This window comes from Flavobacteriales bacterium, from assembly GCA_016779995.1.
In the GTDB taxonomy this organism is placed as follows: domain Bacteria; phylum Bacteroidota; class Bacteroidia; order Flavobacteriales; family UBA7312; genus UBA8444.
This window is the reverse complement of sequence record JADHMO010000001.1, coordinates 370967-385994: the sequence shown is the minus strand read 5'-3', so window position 1 is coordinate 385994 and position 15028 is coordinate 370967. Positions and strand designations below refer to the sequence as shown.

Below are 15028 nucleotides of genomic sequence, written 5' to 3'. Positions count from 1 at the left end.
TATTTATCTTTTTGGTTTAAGCCCAATTTCTTCAGCTTTTTTAATTAAGAATTGATAGGCTTCCTTTTTTTCATTCGCAATGATGCCATCTAATATAGCATCTTTAATTGCATTTTTTAATATGCCAATTTCTTTACTTGGTTTAATATCAAAAATATCGATTATTTCTTCACCACTAATAGGGGGTTGCATATTTCTTATCTGGTCACGTTCTTCAACGTCCTTAATCTTTTGCCTGACAAGTTGAAAATTATTTAGGTAACGCTTTACTTTTTCAGGGTTTTTGGAAGTGATATCGGCATCACATAAGGTCATTAAGTCATCTATATCTTCACCGGCATCAAATAATAATCGTCTTACTGCTGAGTCTGTAACTATTTCTTGTGCCAATACGATGGGTCTTAGATGTAGTCGTACTAACTTTTTAACGTATTTCATCTTTTCATTCAAAGGCAATTTTAATTGTTTGAAAATTTTTGGCACCATCTTTGAGCCTAAAAATTCGTGTCCATGAAAAGTCCAGCCTTGTTTTTCTTCAAATTTCTTGGTGTCTGGCTTAGCAATATCGTGTAAAATAGCAGCCCATCTAAGCCACAAATTATCACTATTTTCACAGATATTGTCTAGTACCTGAAGGGTATGATAAAAATTGTCTTTATGCCCTTTATTGTCAATAATTTCTACTCCTTGTAATTCAACCATTTTAGGAAAGAATTGATGGAGTAGTTCGGTGTTGAATAACAATTTAAAGCCTATAGAAGGTTTTGATGAAAGTATTATTTTATTTAGTTCTTCAGTAATGCGTTCTTGAGAAATTATTTCTAGTCTATTAGCATTATCTTTGATAGCTTGTAAAGAAGATTCTTCAATGTTAAAATTCAATTGAGTAGCAAAGCGAATAGCTCTCATCATTCTTAAAGGGTCATCAGAATAGGTTATATTTGATTCTAATGGTGTTCTAATGATTTTATTCTCTAAGTCTTTTAGTCCATCAAAAGGGTCTATAAGTTCTCCAAAATGTTCTTTATTTAGTCTAATTGCTAAAGCGTTAATGGTGAAGTCTCGTCTATTTTGGTCATCTTCTAATGTACCATCTTCTACAATAGGTTTTCTCGAATCAGAACGATAGGACTCTTTTCTAGCTCCTACAAATTCAAGTTCTAAATCTTGATATCGGAGCATAGCTGTACCAAAGTTTTTAAATACTTGCACTTTAGTATCATTTCCGACTAATTCACTGACCTTATTGGCCAATTTAATCCCACTACCAACACATACAAAATCAATATCGGTAGGTTGAGTACGATCAAGAATAGCATCTCTTACAAAACCACCTATGACATAGGTTTCATAAGCTAGTTCATCAGCTGCTTGAGAAACTATAGAAAAGATAGGGTGTTGTATGTGTTGTTTAAGGTTCACTTATCTAATGATTTTAATCTCTCCGTTTTTTTTTAATTTGATGATATTAGAAGATTTTTGACTGATTGCTTCATTTTGTCGGTAATTTACTACGAAATCTACGCCCTTCAAAATGGTATCGCTAATAGACCTAAAATCTTTGGGCGTTTCTTCACCGCTAACATTAGCCGAAGTAGAGATGATAGGCTTACCCAATCTTTGAATTAATTGTTGGCAAAAAGTATCTTTTGCTAAACGTATTCCGCACGAGCCGTCTTCTGCAATGGCGTTGGGGGCAATACCTTTTACCTGATCATAAATTAGAGTTAGTGGTCTGTTTGCTGACTCTATTAAATCCCAAGCAATTTCAGGCATATTTATGACTGTTCTTTCCAGCATCACTTCCGAACCAACAAGTGTAATTAAGGCTTTTGAGGAAGTACGCCCTTTCAAATCATATATTTTTTGAATGGCTTGTGGATTACTAGCATCGCAACCTATTCCCCAAACGGTGTCTGTTGGGTATAAAATAATACCTCCTTCTCTCAAAGTGTTAAGGCAGTTTTGAATATCTTCTTTCATCAAATGTTTTGATATAAATTCATAAGTCGCTCTGCAATTTTATCATCGGTAAAGTTTTGAGCGTGTTTTTTTCCTTCTTCTATCATTTTCTCTCTTCTAGAAATGTTAGTGCTTATATCTAATATTTCACTTTTCATTTGCTTAATATCGTTGGGGTTAATGTAAGAGCTGTATTTTCCGCCTGGCTCAGCAAAACAACCGCCTTGTGAGGTAATGACGGGAACACCACAAAAAAGAGATTCTAAAATAGGTATGCCAAAACCCTCAAAAAATGAGGGGTAAATCATTATATCGGCCTGCTGATATATAGCCGCCATTTCTTTTAATGATAAATCGCTTAATATCTTAATCCTATCGTTCATTTTATTTTCATTAATAAAATCTAGGCATTTGTTTTTGTATGCTTTGCCATTGCCAATAACTACAAGTTGGTGGTCTGGTAATTCTTTTAAGCACCTAAGAAGATTGTATAGGTTTTTACGTTCTTCAATAGTGCCTACATACAAAAGGTATTTTTTTGGTAGTTGATGTTTTGTGCTAACACTGGCTTTAAAATCTGCATTTTGTTCTTCTTGAAAGACTTTATTGCAACCTTGGTAAATAACCTCAATCTTATCTTCTTCAATGTTAAAAAAACGAATTATATCTTCTTTAGTTTGCTGACTTACGGCAATGATTTTATCAGCAATTTGACAGGCGTATTGACTTTTTTTGACATAGGAAATACGGTCCGCTTTTTTAAAGTACTGAGGGCAACGAATAGCTATTAAGTCGTGAATGCTGACTACTGTTTTAATGTTGGTATTTTGTATGCCATAGGGCAATTCGTGGCTTAGTCCGTGAAAGTGGCTAATGCCATCTTTGACTAAATCGTTTTTTAATTTTATGGTACGCCATACAGAACTGAACATTCTATCAAACCAAGCTTTTGGCGAATGGGTGTAGTACTGTTTTTTATCTTCTAAAAATGATAAACGCTCGTTCTTTATTTCTTTTGGAGTGTAAAGGTGGTACTCGTTATTGCTAAAATATTGTCCGAGAATACGAATAGTATCTCTAGAGTAATTGCCTAATCCAGTGTTGTTGAAAAAGGCTCTTTTAGCGTCAAAACCTACTTTCATTATACGGCTACCTTGTATTCTCTCAAAGCATCGTTGAGAGAGGTTTTTTTATCGGTACTTTCTTTGCGTTTTCCAATGATTAAGGCACAAGGGACACCATATTCACCTGCCTGAAATGCTTTGGGATATGTTCCAGGAATAACAACAGATCTTTCAGGTACTATGCCTTTATATTCTATGGGTTGCTCTCCAGTAACATCAATGATTTTTGTAGAGGCGGTCAAAACAACATTTGCTCCTAAAACGGCTTCTTTTTCTACTTTAACCCCTTCAACAACAATGCATCGTGAGCCAATGAATGCGCTATCTTCTATTATAACTGGTGAGGCTTGTAAGGGTTCTAAAACCCCACCGATACCAACACCACCACTAAGGTGAACATTCTTACCTATCTGAGCACAAGAGCCTACGGTAGCCCAAGTGTCTACCATAGTGCCGCTATCTACATAGGCACCAATATTTACATAGGAAGGCATCATAATAACTCCCTTAGCTAAAAAAGCACCATATCTAGCTACAGCATGAGGAACAACACGAACACCTAAATCAGCATAATTGCTTTTTAATTTCATCTTGTCATGAAATTCCATAGGTCCAGCCTCCAAGGTTTCCATTTTTTGAATGGGGAAATATAATATTACTGCTTTCTTAATCCATTCATGGACTATCCATTTTCCTTCAACAGGCTCTGAAACACGAAGACGTCCTTTGTCTAATTCTTCGATGACGTAACGAATACTTTCTTGAGTTTTGCTATCGTTTAAAAGTTCACGATTATCCCAAGCTTGTTCGATTATTAATTTTTGTTGTTCAATCATAAGAGCAAAGATAGTTAAATGCTTTATTTTTGCACTATGTCAAGATTGTTAGCAATAGACTATGGTCAAAAAAGAGTTGGTATTGCAGTAACCGATAATGAACAAATCATTGCTTCTGCCTTAACCACTCTAAATTCTAAGGAAGTGATGTCTTTTTTAAAAGATTATTTATCCAAAGAAGACGTAGAATGCTTTGTGGTAGGCTTAGCTAAAAACTTAGATAATACGCCGTCTGAAAGTGCTCGGTTTATTGAGCCTTTTGTCTTACGATTAAAGGAAGCTTTTCCAAAGGTTAGAATAGAAAGAGTTGACGAGCGTTTTACTTCTAAAATAGCTTTTCAAACGATGATAGATGCTGGTCTAAAACAACAAAAAAGAAGGGATAAGGCTTTGATTGATAAAATAAGTGCAACGCTTATTCTTCAATCATTTTTGGACACAAGAAAGTAATTTCTCTTTCAAAAAATGAGCGGTATAAGATGCTTTGTTTTTAATTAAGTCTTCTGGTATCCCTTGAAACAATAAATCCCCACCATTTTCTCCGCCTTCAGGTCCTAAGTCAATGAGCCAATCTGCACATTTTATAACGTCCGAATTGTGTTCTACACAAATGATAGTATGACCATTTTCAATCAGAGCGTTAAAGGAATTCAGAAGTTTTTTGATATCGTGAAAGTGTAGGCCAGTTGTAGGTTCATCAAAAATGAACATAGTTTTTTCTGATTTATGTCCTTTGCTTAAAAAGAAAGCAAGTTTTATTCGTTGAGCTTCACCGCCACTGAGTGTATTTGATGATTGCCCCAATTGAATGTAGCCTAGACCGACTTGTTGTAGAGGTAACAGTTTAGAGACAATCTTCGAGTTATCATTTTCCTCAAAAAAGCTAATGGCTTCGTCAATAGTCATTTTAAGAATTTCTGAAATATTTTTGTCAGCAAATTTAATGTCTAAAGTTTCGTTTTTAAAACGTTGTCCTTTACAACTTTCGCACTCTAAGTGCACGTCTGCCATAAACTGCATTTCAATAGTAATTTCACCTTCTCCTTCACAAACTTCACATCTTCCACCAGAGACATTAAACGAAAAATGTCCGCTTTTATAGCCTCTTGTTTTAGATAGTTCTTGCCTTGCAAACAAATTTCTTATTTCATCATAAGCTTTGAGGTAGGTTACTGGGTTAGATCTAGATGAGCGACCTATGGGGTTTTGGTTGATAAATTCAATATGTTGAATGCGTTTCAAATCACCATCTACACTATCATGAGCTCCAATTTTAGAGGTATAGCCTTGAATGCTTTTTTGAATAGCAGGGAATAATATTTGTTTGACTAATGAACTTTTACCTGAGCCACTTACACCTGAAACTACCGTCAAGCACTCTAGAGGAAATGTTGCCGAAATATTTTTTAGGTTGTTTTCTCTTGCTCCATTGATGGATACTGAATAATTTACCTTTCTACGATGAGTAGGGACTTCGATGCGTTCAGTATTAGTTAAGTATTTGGCGGTAAGACTTTCGGAATGATTGCCTATGTCATTGAGTTTTCCTTGGTAAATAACGTTTCCACCATTTTTACCTGCCAGCGGACCGATGTCTATAATTTCATCTGCTGCCATCATTATTTCTTCATCGTGCTCGACCACTACAACAGTATTTCCCAATTCCTTTAGCGAATGTAAAATGCTAATTAATTTCTGAGTGTCCTTTGAATGTAACCCTATGCTAGGTTCATCAAGGATATACAAGGATCCTACTAAACTACTAGCCAATGAAGTAGCTAAGTTAATACGTTGCGATTCTCCGCCTGAAAGGGTAGAAGATAGACGGTTTAATGTTAAATAGCCTAGCCCCACATTATCTAAAAATTGCACTCTATTTTTAATTTCTTTTATAAGACGTTCTGCTATTACCATTTCTGTGTCTGATAGCTTGATTGAGCTTATTACATTAAGTAATTGACTAATAGGTAAATGAACAATGTCATTGATAGTTTTCTTACCTACTTGTACATATAAAGCTTCTTTTCTTAGTCTAGTTCCATTGCACTCAGGACAAGTATTTTTACCTCTGTATCTAGCAATTAGCACACGGTTTTGAACTTTATAATTTTCTTTTTCTAACAATTGAAAGAATTGACGGATACCTTTAAGACCCTTAGCACCATTCCAGACAATCTTTTTTTCATCATCTTGGAGTTCGTTGTAGGGGCGATGAATGGGGAAGTCATATTTAGCAGCATTAAGTATGAAGCGTTCTTTCCAGCGGCTAAGTTTTTCACCATTCCAACAATTGATAGCACCTTCGTATATAGAAATTGATTTATTAGGAATGACTTTGTCTTCATCAATACCCAAAACAGAGCCAAAACCTTCACACATTTTACAAGCGCCATAGGGGTTGTTAAAGCTAAATAAATGTTCTGATGGGGTTTCAAAAGAAATGCCGTCTAACTCAAAACGATTAGAAAATTCTTTAATTTTTTTACCAACAACCTCAATGGCACACTCTCCGTTACCTTCAAAAAAAGCGATTTGAACACTATCAGCTAATCGATTTAAATTATCGTTATCTAGATTTACAACAAGTCTGTCAATGACTACATAAACAGTCTTAGACGCATCTATTTCTGAGTAGTTCGTAATACTATCCAATCGTATAATTTCAGAATCTACTTTTATTCTAGAAAATCCTTTTAAGCCTAATTTCTTCAAGCTGTCTTCTATTGAACTGTTAGAAAGATTAAGTTTGAATAAGACTAAAATTTTATCATTAAGCTCTTGTTGACTTACGTAATCTACTACATCGCTTACTTGATGTTTTTTGACTTCTTTTTCAGAAATAGGAGAGATAGTTTTTCCTATTCTAGCAAATAATAGTTTTAAATAGTCATAGATTTCTGTAGATGTGCCAACTGTAGATCTTGGGTTTTGGGTATTTACCTTTTGTTCAATGGCAATAGCAGGAGATATGCCAGTAATTTTATCGACATCTGGTTTTTGTAGTTTTCCAAGGAACTGTCTAGCATAGGATGATAGACTTTCGATATACCTTCTTTGTCCTTCTGCAAATAAAGTATCGAAAGCTAGTGAAGATTTTCCTGAGCCTGAAACACCAGTAATAACAATAAGCTTTCTTTTAGGAATGGATACATCAATATTTTTGAGATTGTGCATTCTTGCTCCCGATATAGTGATGTATTTTTGATTGTCTTTTTGCACTTGAATTAAAGGCGTTATTAGTTTTTGTTTCTTTCGAAGTTTGCAAATTTACGGTTTTATCATTTGGAATTTTACAAAAAGTCATTTATATTTGAAGCAAGAAAAGACCAAACGAATTGGTTTTTCAAAGTGTAATTTTAATCATTTGCCTATAGATACATATCTACTTTTTAATTAGTATTAATTTAAAATTGTTAGATATGTTATTACACAAAGTCTCCGATAAAGATTTAGTTTCATCTTACATTAAAGGTAACCCACTTGCTCTTGACGAGTTAGTCAATAGACATCAGTCTAGAGTTTTGGCTTTTATCAATTCTAAAGTAAGAAACCTCCAACTTGCTGAAGATATTTTTCAAGATGCTTTTTTCAAAGTCATTAAATCACTAAATAGTGGTAAGTATAACGAAGAGGGTAAGTTTTTACCTTGGTTAATGCGTATATCTCACAATCTTGTTATCGATTACTTTAGACAAAACAAAAGGATGCCTAAGGTAGCACAATCTAAAAGTTTAGAGAACTTTGACATTTTTGATGTTATTGGGAATGGTAATCAATCTAAAGAGTACGATATGATGGAAGATGAACAAACCCAACTATTACGTCGTATTATTGCTGAATTGCCAAATGAACAGAAGGAAGTTCTTATTATGCGACACTATGAAGATTTAAGCTTTAAAGAAATTGCTGAAAAGACAGGTGTTAGTATAAATACAGCTCTAGGAAGAATGCGTTATGCACTAATAAATATTCGTAAGTTATTAGAAGAGAATAATGTTGATTTAATAATTAATTAATTGATTGTGCAATATTTAGAAAAGGTCTTGCGTTGTGGTAGTATAATTTTAAAAACTACCATATGTATAAAACCTTTACTCAGAATGATTTAATTAGATTTTTGTACAACGAGATGACCTCAGAAGAGTCGATTTTATTAAAAGAAGCATTAGTTAATGATTCGAATTTATACGACGCTTATAATGAATTAAAATCATCAATGAACCTATTTGATTCTGAACCATTATTGTTGACACCATCTAATTTTAGTCTTGCAAAAATTAAGTCTTATGCAAGAGGATTTTCATCAAAGCCATCTAAATATATTGACAGAATTAATTTGGTTTTGAATTAGTTAATAACATACTTTATCCAGCCCTTCTTAAGAAATTAAGAAGGGCTTTTTTTTTACCTTTGGGTATGAATAGAAAACAACGCTTTGAATTATTTGTTCATTACTTCGACAAACATATGCCTGTAGCCGAAACAGAACTGCAATACAACAATGGATTTGAGTTATTGGTAGCGGTTATTCTTTCTGCGCAATGCACAGATAAACGTGTTAATATGGTAACTCCTACTTTATTTTCTGCTTTTCCTAACGCTGAGCTTATGGCGTTGTCTTCGCCAGATGAGATTTTTCATTATATCCGATCAATAAGTTATCCAAACAATAAATCAAAGCATTTGCACAAGATGGCTAATATGCTGATTCATGATTTTGATGGTAAGGTGCCTGATTCTGTTGATAGCCTACAATTATTACCTGGTGTGGGTAGAAAAACAGCTAATGTAGTAGCTTCTGTTTTATATGATATTCCAACTATGCCAGTAGATACCCATGTGTTTAGAGTGTCAGAGCGAATAGGGCTTAGTAAGAATGCCAAAAACCCATTGCAAACCGAAAAGCAATTGGTAAAATATTTTCCTAAAGACAAACTTAATATTGCTCATCATTGGCTTATTCTTCATGGCCGTTATGTATGTCTTGCTAGAAAACCTAAATGTCAAGAATGCGGTATCACAGAAATATGTGATTTTTTTCAAAAAAATAGATAATTTGTTAATAAATGCAGTCTTATTATTTTGCTATTTCTGAGTTTTTTTTGCTCTTTTGTTAAGCTTAAAAATTCAAAAATGACTAGTTTAAAAGAAGGTGATAAAGCTCCAAATTTTAGCGTCCTTAATCAAGATGATAGGCTGTTAACTTTAGACACTTACAAAGGCAAGAAGTTAATCCTGTATTTTTATCCTAAGGATAGCACTCCTGGTTGTACTGCTGAAAGTTGTAACCTGAGAGATAATTATTCCGAACTTTTAGATTTAGGATATGATGTTCTTGGAGTGAGTGCCGATGATAGTTCTTCACATCAAAAGTTTATTGCCAAGAATGAATTACCTTTTCATTTGCTTTCTGATACAAAAAAAGAAGTCATTAAGGCTTATGATGTTTGGGGGCCTAAAAAATTTATGGGGAAGGAGTATGAAGGTATTCATAGAACAACCTTTGTTATTGACGAAAATGGACATATTGAGCGCATCTTTACTAAGGTAAAGACTAAAGAACATACAGCACAAATTTTAGAAACATATAAGTAAACAGCTATGAGTGATAAACAAAAAGAAGCAAAATTAAAAGCCCTACAACTTACTCTTGATAAGATGGAAAAGTCTTACGGAAAAGGTACTGTAATGCGCTTAGGCGATAAGCCAGTCGAAAATATAGACGCAATACCTACAGGTTCATTAGGTTTGGATATCGCTCTTGGAATAGGGGGTTATCCTCGAGGTAGAGTCATTGAAATTTATGGACCTGAATCTTCAGGTAAAACCACATTAGCTATACACGCTATTGCAGAAGCTCAACGTCAAGGTGGTATTGCAGCATTTATAGATGCAGAACATGCTTTTGACCAAACTTATGCAGCTAGTTTGGGCGTTAATATTGATGATTTGCTAATCTCTCAACCAGATAATGGTGAACAAGCGTTAGAAATAGCTGACAACCTAATTCGTTCAGGAGCAATTGATATTCTAGTTGTTGATTCTGTGGCAGCTCTTACTCCTAAAAGTGAAATTGAAGGGGAAATGGGAGATACTTCCGTAGGTCTTCACGCTAGATTGATGTCTAAAGCTTTAAGAAAATTAACGGGAACAATCAGCAAAACAGGATGTACGTGTATTTTTATCAATCAACTGCGAGAGAAAATCGGTGTAATGTTTGGTAATCCAGAAACTACTACTGGTGGTAACGCTTTAAAGTTCTATGCTTCTATCCGTTTAGATGTAAGAAAAAGTACTGCTATAAAAGATGCTGATGGTGCTATTGGAAATAAAACACGAGTTAAAGTGGTTAAAAATAAAGTAGCTCCTCCATTCAAATTAGTCGAGTTTGACATCATGTACGGTAAAGGAATTTCAAAATCTGGTGAAATATTGGATAAGGCTGTAGATTTAGATATCGTTCAGAAAAGTGGCTCTTGGTTTAGCTATAATGACGATAAGCTAGGTCAGGGTAGAGATGCAGTTAAACTTGTCTTGGAAGACAATCCAGAGTTGTCTGATCAGCTTGAAGAAAAGATTAAAGAGCATATCAATAACTAAGTATTAGCTAATTGCTGATATGTTTAGGCTGCTCATATTTTTTTCAGTAATTTTTCTTTTTTCTTGTTCAGAAAGAAATACACCTTCTAACGAGCCAACTTCAATTACTGACTTAAGTTTGGCATTATTGGAGCAGCCCAATGATACGGCATTGTTGATAGAAAGGAGAAATCGTTTTATTGAGAGTGGTGAGCTTGAAAAAGCTATTATTGACCAACAACAACTCTTTGCAATAGACACTTCGAACCTAAATTATCGTTACGACTTAGCCGATTTGTATTTTGAGCTCTATCCATCAAACCCTATTTACATTTCAAAGAGTTTAGCTTTAATTTCCGATAACTACACCGTATTTCCGCCCATGTTACTGTTAAGGGCAAAGCTGTATTACGTTCTTCAGAATTATTCACAGTCGTTGAAAGATATAAATACATATTTACCTTCGTACCCTTTTGATGCAGAGGCTTACTTTTTTAAAGGCTTGAACTACAAGGATATGGGAGACCTTGAAATGGCACAATCTCAATTTCAGACTGCTGTTGAGCAAAACCCTAATTATGTTGAATCCTATGAGCAGTTAGCTTTTATCTATTCTTTTAAAGGAGATAGCCTTGCTAAATACTATTTTAAAAATGCACTTATAGCCGATTCTAGCCTATTAAGTTCTTGGTATAATTTGGGTATGTACTGCCAAAATCAAGGTGATTTTTATAATGCTAAGCAATCTTATTATGGCATGCTTAGACGAGATTCGTTAAATAAAGATGCCAATTATAATTTGGGGTATATTTCATTAGTAGAGGGAAGTTATGAATCTGCAATTCAGTATTTTTCGTTTGTAATTTCTCAAAATAGAACTTATGCTTCTGCTTTCTTTTCAAGAGGGTTAGCTTATAAGTTTGTTGGTAATAATGACTTGGCTAGAAATGATTTCGAAATGGTTTTGGAATTGAGTCCTGAATTTAAAGAGGCTAAAGATGAACTTCAGTCTTTACCATAAAAAAAGGCTCCTATAAGGAGCCTTTTTCTTTTGTTAGTCTTAGTTTATTTATGCTAATTTCACATTTGTAGCGTTTAGTCCTTTACGACCTTCTTCTAAGTCAAATGTAACTTTGTCATTTTCACTAATTTCATCGACTAGTCCAGATACGTGTACAAAGTACTCTTTATCTGTTTCGTCTTCTTTAATGAATCCATAACCTTTGGTATCATTAAAAAACTTTACTGTTCCAGTATTCATAATTAATTTATTTATTTCGGCAAAGGTAACAAAAAAGGTAAACCATAGACGATTTACCTTTTTTAATTATTTATAAAAGTTAAATTTAGCTTTTAACCTTGTCCACTATTGCTTTAAAAGCTTCTGGGTGATTCATGGCAAGGTCTGCAAGAACTTTTCTGTTCAAAGCAATACCTTTTTTAGATAAACCTCCCATAAATGTAGAATAACTCATATCGTGTTCTCTAACACCAGCGTTAATTCTTTGAATCCATAGTGAGCGGAAGTTTCTTTTCTTTTGTTTACGTCCAATGTATGCATACTGCATTGCTTTATCAACTGCATTTTTTGCAACTGTATGGACATTTTTTCTACGGCCGAAGTAACCTTTTGCGGCTTTTAAAACCTTCTTTCTTCTAGCCTTTGCTGCGACAGCATTTACCGATCTTGGCATAATTTAATAGTTTTTAGTAGTTAGCGCCTCATTGAGAACTTTTGAGCTAAATACTTGGTTAATAATTGTTAATTATAGACACAATTGTTGTTTGATGTTTTTAACATCAGACTCATGTACTAATCCAGTTTGAGTTAAGTTACGCTTTTGTTTAGTCTCTTTCTTAGTTAAGATGTGACTTTTAAAAGCATGCTTTCTCTTGATTTTACCAGTACCAGTAAGCTTAAATCGCTTTTTAGCACTAGATTTTGTTTTCATTTTTGGCATGATAAATCCGTTTAATTTGGTTTTACTTCTTCTTTTTAGGAGCGATGAACATTGTCATTCGCTTACCTTCTAATTTTGGCATTTGTTCTACAACTCCATAATCTTCTAAAGCTTGAGCAAATTTTAATAATAAAATTTCTCCTTTTTCTTTGAAGACTATGCTTCGTCCTCTAAAAAATACAAAAGCTTTCACTTTTGAGCCTTCTTCTAGGAACTTTAATGCATGTTTTGTTTTAAAAGCAAGGTCATGTTCTTCTGTATTAGGACCGAAACGAATTTCTTTAATTACAGTTTTCGATGCGTTTGCTTTTATTATTTTTTGCTTTTTCTTTTGATCGTACAAAAACTTCTTGTAGTCAATAATTTTACAAACAGGTGGATCTGCTTTAGGAGAAATTTCAACTAAATCTAAACCCATCTCATCGGCTATATTCAATGCTTTTGATATAGGAAAAATTCCAGATTCTATGCCTTCGCCTACTAATCTGACCTCAGGAGCAGTGATAAATTTGTTAATTCTATGTTCTGCTTCAGTTTTTCTTCTTAAGTTGTTATTTCTTTTTCTTAAAGCGATTGTATTCTGTTTTTGTTAGTTATTCTACTTAAAGTTACTTATCAAAGTATCAATTTCTTCGTTGATGATGTTGATGAATTGTTCAATTTTCATACTTCCCAAATCTTCGCCACCGTGCCTTCTGATAGATACTGTATGATTTTCTTTTTCCTTTTCACCAACAATTAACATGAATGGTGATTTGCTCATTTCAGCATCTCTTATCTTGCGACCGGCTTTTTCAGCTCTTTCGTCAACGAGGGCGCGAATATCGGAATTATTTAGCAGATTTAAAATATTTTCTGCGTAATCGTGATATTTTTCACTTATCGGCAAAATCATAACTTGATTTGGAGTAAGCCAAAGAGGGAAATTACCTGCGCAATGTTCTAGTAATACGGACACAAACCTTTCCATCGAGCCGAAGGGTGCTCTATGAATCATTACAGGTCGGTGAGTTTGGTTGTCAGACCCCATGTATTCTAATTCAAAACGTTCAGGTAGATTATAATCAACTTGTATTGTTCCTAATTGCCATTTTCTTCCTAAAGCATCTTTAACCATGAAGTCTAGCTTTGGACCATAAAATGCAGCTTCTCCATATTCGATAACTGTATCAATACCTTTTTCTTCAGTAGCTTCTAAAATGGCTTTTTCGGCTTTTTCCCAATTTTCTGTTGAGCCTATGTATTTTTCAGGTTGATTGACATCTCTTAATGATATTTGAGCTGTAAATTGTTCAAAGCTTAGTGTCTTGAAAATATAAAGGACTAGGTCTATAACTTTTATAAATTCTTCCTTGACTTGCTCAGGAGTGCAAAAAATATGAGCATCATCTTGAGTAAAGCCTCTTACTCTTGACAATCCATGCAGTTCACCCGATTGCTCATAACGATATACTGTTCCAAATTCTGCAAATCTTATAGGTAAGTCTTTGTATGAACGAGGTTTGGTTTTGTATATCTCACAATGGTGAGGGCAGTTCATGGGTTTTAATAAAAACTCTTCGCCTTCAGCAGGAGTGTTAATGGGTTGAAAAGAATCGGCACCATATTTGGCGTAGTGGCCTGAACAAACGTAAAGTTCTTTACTGCCTATATGTGGCGTAATAACCTGGTCATAACCTGCAGATTTTTGTGCTTTTTTAAGGAAGTTTTCTAACCGTTCTCTAAGAGCAGCGCCTTTAGGCAGCCATAAGGGGAGTCCTTGTCCAACTTTTTGAGAAAAGGAAAATAATTCCAATTCTTTTCCAAGCTTTCTGTGGTCCCTTTGTTTAGCTTGTTCCAAAAGCTCAAGATATGCTGATAATTCTTTTTGCTTAGGGAAGCTAATACCATAAATTCTTGTGAGCTGTTTGTTGTTTTCATCACCTCTCCAATAGGCTCCTGCAATATTTAATAGTTTTGTGGACTTTATAAATGAGGTGTTTGGAATGTGTGGTCCTCTACATAAATCGGTAAAATTACCTTGAGTGTAAAAAGTAATATTGCCGTCTTCTAAATCTTCTAAAAGTTCGAGCTTATACTCATCATCTTTTTCTTGGAAGTAAGAGATAGCATCTTGTTTAGATATTTCTTTTCTGACGTATTCGTTTTTCTGCCTTGCCAATTCAGCCATTTTAGCCTCAATTTTGCTAAAATCATCAGATGAAATAGAATGTTTGCCAAAATCAATATCGTAATAGAAACCGTTTTCAATTGCTGGTCCAATAGCTAGTTTAATACCTGGGTAAAGTGCTTCAAGAGCTTCTGCCATCAAGTGTGCAGAAGAGTGCCACATAGTTTGTTTTCCTAGGTCATCGTTCCAAGTGAGTAGTTTAAATTCACAATCTTTTTCAATTGGACGATTAGCATCCCAAACTTCATCATCTATCTGGCAAGCAAGAACATTTCTCGCTAGTCCTTCACTGATACTTTTAGCAATATCCATGCCTGTAGTACCTTTTTCAACCTGTCTTGTCGCTCCGTCTGGAAGTGTAATTTGTATCATAAAATTATTCTATGCTCTAATCTA

16 protein-coding genes are annotated in these 15028 nt (G+C 34.3%); 6 read left to right on the top strand and 10 right to left on the bottom strand.

Annotation, left to right across the window (positions count from 1 at the left end):
- Window positions 1-3 precede the first annotated feature (3 nt).
- From ISP71_01790 to ISP71_01775, 4 genes are read right to left on the bottom strand one after another with little or no spacing between them, the layout of a single operon-like run.
- A complete protein-coding gene (locus ISP71_01790) occupies window positions 4-1422 on the bottom strand; it encodes an HD domain-containing protein (GenBank protein MBL6662809.1) in 1419 nt (472 codons plus the stop codon).
- Window positions 1423-1983: a threonylcarbamoyl-AMP synthase gene (locus tag ISP71_01785; protein MBL6662808.1), complete on the bottom strand. Its 561-nt coding sequence runs from the start codon at window positions 1981-1983 to the stop codon at window positions 1423-1425.
- Window positions 1983-3104 (bottom strand): glycosyltransferase family 4 protein, encoded by a 1122-nt coding sequence (locus tag ISP71_01780; protein ID MBL6662807.1) that lies wholly within the window; start codon window positions 3102-3104, stop codon window positions 1983-1985. The genes ISP71_01785 and ISP71_01780 overlap by 1 nt, the downstream gene beginning before the upstream one ends.
- Window positions 3104-3922, bottom strand: coding sequence for a 2,3,4,5-tetrahydropyridine-2,6-dicarboxylate N-succinyltransferase (locus tag ISP71_01775; protein MBL6662806.1), 819 nt, complete (start codon window positions 3920-3922; stop codon window positions 3104-3106). The genes ISP71_01780 and ISP71_01775 overlap by 1 nt, the downstream gene beginning before the upstream one ends.
- 36 nt (window positions 3923-3958) lie before the next feature.
- On the opposite strand from ISP71_01775, the gene ruvX reads away from it, so the two are divergent.
- Window positions 3959-4372: a Holliday junction resolvase RuvX gene (ruvX, locus tag ISP71_01770; GenBank protein ID MBL6662805.1), complete on the top strand. Its 414-nt coding sequence runs from the start codon at window positions 3959-3961 to the stop codon at window positions 4370-4372.
- On the opposite strand, the gene uvrA is transcribed toward ruvX, so the two are convergent.
- Entirely contained in the window at window positions 4349-7096 is a 2748-nt protein-coding gene (uvrA, locus tag ISP71_01765) for an excinuclease ABC subunit UvrA (GenBank protein ID MBL6662804.1), read from the bottom strand. The genes ruvX and uvrA overlap by 24 nt on opposite strands.
- 245 nt (window positions 7097-7341) lie before the next feature.
- Here uvrA and ISP71_01760 point away from each other — a divergent pair, with 245 nt between their 5' ends.
- From ISP71_01760 to ISP71_01740, 5 genes are all read left to right on the top strand, one after another.
- Complete coding sequence (locus tag ISP71_01760) at window positions 7342-7938, top strand: sigma-70 family RNA polymerase sigma factor (GenBank protein MBL6662803.1); 597 nt, start codon at window positions 7342-7344, stop codon at window positions 7936-7938.
- Window positions 7939-8338: 400 nt separating this feature from the next.
- On the top strand, window positions 8339-8977 hold the full coding sequence (gene nth / locus ISP71_01755; GenBank protein ID MBL6662802.1) for an endonuclease III: 639 nt from the start codon (window positions 8339-8341) through the stop codon (window positions 8975-8977).
- 78 nt (window positions 8978-9055) lie between these two features.
- A complete protein-coding gene (gene bcp / locus ISP71_01750) occupies window positions 9056-9517 on the top strand; it encodes a thioredoxin-dependent thiol peroxidase (protein MBL6662801.1) in 462 nt (153 codons plus the stop codon).
- A 6-nt stretch (window positions 9518-9523) separates the two neighbouring features.
- Window positions 9524-10522 (top strand): recombinase RecA, encoded by a 999-nt coding sequence (gene recA, locus ISP71_01745; GenBank protein MBL6662800.1) that lies wholly within the window; start codon window positions 9524-9526, stop codon window positions 10520-10522.
- 19 nt (window positions 10523-10541) lie between these two features.
- The gene (locus tag ISP71_01740) at window positions 10542-11522 is read left to right on the top strand and encodes a tetratricopeptide repeat protein (GenBank protein MBL6662799.1); all 981 of its coding nucleotides are present in this window, start codon (window positions 10542-10544) and stop codon (window positions 11520-11522) included.
- 48 nt (window positions 11523-11570) lie between these two features.
- Here the strand turns inward: ISP71_01740 and ISP71_01735 are convergent, their stop codons facing one another.
- The 5 genes from ISP71_01735 to thrS form a co-directional block, all read right to left on the bottom strand.
- A complete protein-coding gene (locus tag ISP71_01735) occupies window positions 11571-11762 on the bottom strand; it encodes a cold shock domain-containing protein (GenBank protein ID MBL6662798.1) in 192 nt (63 codons plus the stop codon).
- Between the two features lie 85 nt (window positions 11763-11847).
- Window positions 11848-12195 (bottom strand): 50S ribosomal protein L20, encoded by a 348-nt coding sequence (gene rplT, locus ISP71_01730; GenBank protein MBL6662797.1) that lies wholly within the window; start codon window positions 12193-12195, stop codon window positions 11848-11850.
- Between the two features lie 72 nt (window positions 12196-12267).
- Window positions 12268-12462: a 50S ribosomal protein L35 gene (gene rpmI, locus ISP71_01725; protein MBL6662796.1), complete on the bottom strand. Its 195-nt coding sequence runs from the start codon at window positions 12460-12462 to the stop codon at window positions 12268-12270.
- A gap of 22 nt (window positions 12463-12484) precedes the next feature.
- Window positions 12485-13036 carry a translation initiation factor IF-3 gene (locus ISP71_01720; protein MBL6662795.1) on the bottom strand — a complete coding sequence of 184 codons (552 nt, stop codon included), beginning with the start codon at window positions 13034-13036 and terminating at the stop codon, window positions 12485-12487.
- A 24-nt stretch (window positions 13037-13060) separates the two neighbouring features.
- The gene (gene thrS / locus ISP71_01715) at window positions 13061-15004 is read right to left on the bottom strand and encodes a threonine--tRNA ligase (GenBank protein MBL6662794.1); all 1944 of its coding nucleotides are present in this window, start codon (window positions 15002-15004) and stop codon (window positions 13061-13063) included.
- Window positions 15005-15028: the final 24 nt, after the last annotated feature.

Coding starts and splice junctions, on each gene's coding strand:
- bcp (MBL6662801.1), top strand. CDS start 9,056: ATGACTAGTTTAAAAGAAGGTGATAAAGCTCCAAATTTTAGCGTCCTT.
- rplT (MBL6662797.1), bottom strand. CDS start 12,195: ATGCCAAGATCGGTAAATGCTGTCGCAGCAAAGGCTAGAAGAAAGAAG.
- ISP71_01740 (MBL6662799.1), top strand. CDS start 10,542: ATGTTTAGGCTGCTCATATTTTTTTCAGTAATTTTTCTTTTTTCTTGT.
- recA (MBL6662800.1), top strand. CDS start 9,524: ATGAGTGATAAACAAAAAGAAGCAAAATTAAAAGCCCTACAACTTACT.
- uvrA (MBL6662804.1), bottom strand. CDS start 7,096: ATGCACAATCTCAAAAATATTGATGTATCCATTCCTAAAAGAAAGCTT.
- ISP71_01780 (MBL6662807.1), bottom strand. CDS start 3,104: ATGAAAGTAGGTTTTGACGCTAAAAGAGCCTTTTTCAACAACACTGGA.
- ISP71_01760 (MBL6662803.1), top strand. CDS start 7,342: ATGTTATTACACAAAGTCTCCGATAAAGATTTAGTTTCATCTTACATT.
- ISP71_01785 (MBL6662808.1), bottom strand. CDS start 1,983: ATGAAAGAAGATATTCAAAACTGCCTTAACACTTTGAGAGAAGGAGGT.
- ISP71_01735 (MBL6662798.1), bottom strand. CDS start 11,762: ATGAATACTGGAACAGTAAAGTTTTTTAATGATACCAAAGGTTATGGA.
- nth (MBL6662802.1), top strand. CDS start 8,339: ATGAATAGAAAACAACGCTTTGAATTATTTGTTCATTACTTCGACAAA.
- ruvX (MBL6662805.1), top strand. CDS start 3,959: ATGTCAAGATTGTTAGCAATAGACTATGGTCAAAAAAGAGTTGGTATT.
- ISP71_01775 (MBL6662806.1), bottom strand. CDS start 3,922: ATGATTGAACAACAAAAATTAATAATCGAACAAGCTTGGGATAATCGT.
- rpmI (MBL6662796.1), bottom strand. CDS start 12,462: ATGCCAAAAATGAAAACAAAATCTAGTGCTAAAAAGCGATTTAAGCTT.
- thrS (MBL6662794.1), bottom strand. CDS start 15,004: ATGATACAAATTACACTTCCAGACGGAGCGACAAGACAGGTTGAAAAA.